Raw genomic sequence first — 2848 nt, forward strand, 5'->3', positions numbered from 1 at the left:
GAGCACGCGGGTGCAATCGCGCTTTTGCTCATCGGTCGGTGTGCCCACCGCAACCATCCGCGTGATGTCAGTGGTGCCGCCCAGGTACTGGCCGCCGGAGTCGATCAGCAGCAGGCCGTCCCCTTCGATCACCGCGTGTTCCTCTTCGGTGGCGTGGTAGTGCGGCATCGCGCCATTGGCGTTGAACGCGGCGATGGTGTTGAAACTCAGCGACACATAATCCGGACGGCGCTCACGGGCGGCGGTGAGTTTTTCGTCGATGGTCAGTTCGGTGATGCGCTCGCGCCCCAGCGCCAAGTCCAGCCAGGCGAAGAATTCGCACAGCGCTGCGCCGTCCTGTTCCATGGCCTGACGGATGTGYTCGGCATCGGCCAGGCTTTTTTGCGATTTGGCCAGGGTCGTCGGGTTCAGGCCTTCGATCAGCCTCACTCCGCTGTCGAGGTTGTCCAGCAACCCCGCCGTGACCCGCGCCGGGTCGACTTGCAGGCTCGCACCGCTCGGTACGGCACGCAGTGCGGCAGAGACTTCGCTGTAATCGCGCAAGGTCACGCCGTCCTGTTCGAGGATGGCGCGCAACTCGGCGCTGACTTTGCTCAAGGCAACGAACAGCGTGGCCTGTTGCTGATTGATCAAGGCGAATGAAACAAACACCGGGTTGAACGACACGTCGCCGCCACGCAGGTTGAACAGCCAGGCGATGTCATCCAGGGTGGCGATGAAATGCCAGTCGGCCCCCCGCGCCTGAAGGGTTTCACGCAGTTTGGCGAGTTTTTCGCCACGGCTGACGGTCGCCTGTGGTGGCAAGTGCTGATAGATCGGTTCGTTCGGCAGGACAGGGCGGTCGTTCCAGACTCCGCTCAGCAGGTCGATGTCGGTGCGCAGACGGGCGCCACGCTCTTCAAGTTTGCTGCCCAGGGTCCGTGCCGAAGCCACGGCCATGACCGCGCCATCGACCGCGACAACGCCCCCCTCGGGGGTTTGCTCGGCCAGCCATTCCAGTGGCCCGGGCTGACCCGGTTGCAGCTTGACCAGATCAATGCCGCTGCCCTTGAGCTCCTTGGTCGCCTGCTCCCAATAACGGCTGTCGGCCCAGACGCCGGCAAAATCCGGGGTCACGATCAGGGTGCCGACCGAACCATGGAAACCCGACAACCACTGACGCCCCTGCCAGTAGCCCGGCAGGTATTCGGACAAGTGCGGGTCGGCCGACGGCACCAGCAAGGCGTGAATGCCCTCCCGGCTCATCAATTCGCGGGTTTGCGCCAGGCGCTGAGGCACCGATCCATTGATCGAAAGCTGCGTATTCATCGTGTCTCCTGCTAACCACTTCATCATTATTGTTGGGTGCCGATCAGCGCCGGCGCTTCGTCGCCTTATTGCCAGAATGCCGGAGCACTGGCGCAGGCTGCCTTGATCAGTTGAACCGCCTGGTCGATGTCCTGCTCGGTGGTGAAACGCCCGAGGCTCAAGCGGATGGTGCGACTGGCCGAACGGGCATCATGCCCCAGGGCCAGCAGTACATGGGATGGGGTATTGCTCGCGGAATTGCAGGCCGAGGTCGCGGAAAACGCGATCGAGGCCAGCAACGCCGCCGGGTTGAACTCGCCTTCGCTGAAGGTCAGGCTCAGGGTATGGGGAATGCGCCGGGTCGGGCTGCCGTTCAGGCGCACGCCGGGAACACTTTGCAATTGCTCGAGCAAGCGTTCACGCAAACGCACGATGGTGGCTTTCTCTTCATCGAACGCAGCCGCCGCCAGTGCAAAGGCTGCGCCCATGGCCACGATCTGATGGGTCGCCAGCGTGCCGGAACGCAAACCGCCCTCATGCCCGCCGCCATGGATCTGCGCCTGCAAACGCTGTTGTGCACGCGGACCGACGTACAACGCACCAATGCCTTTGGGGCCATAGAGCTTGTGCGCGGAAAACGACATCAGGTCCACCGGCCACTGCCCGAGATCGATCGCCACTTTGCCCGCGCCCTGTGCGGCGTCGACATGGAACAACGCCCCGCGATCACGCACGACCTGACCGATGGCGGGAATGTCGTTGAGGGTGCCCAGTTCGTTGTTGACCAGCATCAGCGACACCAGGAAGGTGTCCTCGCGCATGGCTTCGCTGACCGCTTGCGCGGTGATCAGGCCCTCGGCGTCCGGCACCAGATAGGTCACGGCTACGCCGGCCTCCTGCAGTTGCCTGGCGGTATCGAGAATGGCCTTGTGTTCGATCTGGCTGGTGATGATATGACCGCCGCCAGTGCCGCGGGCCTGGGCCACGCCTTTGAGCGCGAGGTTGTTGGATTCGGTGGCGCCGGAGGTCCAGACGATCTGCCCGGGCGTCGCGCCGACCAGTTCGGCGACCTGGCATCGCGCCTGTTCGACCGATTGCCGGGCCTGCTGGCCGAAGACGTGGGAGCTGGAGGCCGGGTTGCCGAAATTGCCGGTAAAGCCCAGACACTCGACCATCACCTTGATGACCCGCTCATCCACCGGCGTGGTGGCGGCGTAATCGAAATACAACGGACGTTTATTCATAAAAGACTCGCAGAGCGTGTTCCGGGATCAGGAAGCTCGTGACTGCAAACGGCAAAGCGCAGCCTTGTGAGCTGCGCGCTGTTTTCAGAACGCTACCAATACCTGATCGGATGCCGTTAAAGAAGAATTACTTCATTTAAAAGTGCGTAGGAACGCTCCTGAAAAGTCAGCTTAACAGGCATCGGGCAAGCGGTTGAAGCAATGCGTCAGCTAAAGCTTTCGAGCAACAGCGGATACAGCGAACCCACGAGCAGCGCGGCCATGCCCCAATTGAACAGGCGCAGCCAGCGACGATCCTTCAGAACGTTGCGCAACAG

The 2848-nt window shown here is 62.4% G+C and carries 2 protein-coding genes and 1 pseudogene; all 3 read right to left on the reverse strand.

Annotated features, from left to right (window positions below; genetic code table 11):
- A partial coding sequence (locus tag AC1DVH_RS28980; protein ID WP_477756671.1) for an aminopeptidase P family N-terminal domain-containing protein occupies positions 1-1308 on the reverse strand: 1308 nt, incomplete at its 3' end.
- A 65-nt stretch (positions 1309-1373) separates the two neighbouring features.
- Positions 1374-2531, reverse strand: a complete 1158-nt coding sequence (locus AC1DVH_RS28985; RefSeq protein ID WP_477756672.1) for a cysteine desulfurase family protein — start codon at positions 2529-2531, stop codon at positions 1374-1376.
- A gap of 206 nt (positions 2532-2737) precedes the next feature.
- Positions 2738-2848 (reverse strand): annotated as a pseudogene (locus tag AC1DVH_RS28990) (LysE family translocator); the annotation flags it as partial.

It is taken from the genome of Pseudomonas sp. P4_C3 (genome assembly GCF_056402075.1).

Coding starts and splice junctions, on each gene's coding strand:
- AC1DVH_RS28985 (WP_477756672.1), bottom strand. CDS start 2,531: ATGAATAAACGTCCGTTGTATTTCGATTACGCCGCCACCACGCCGGTG.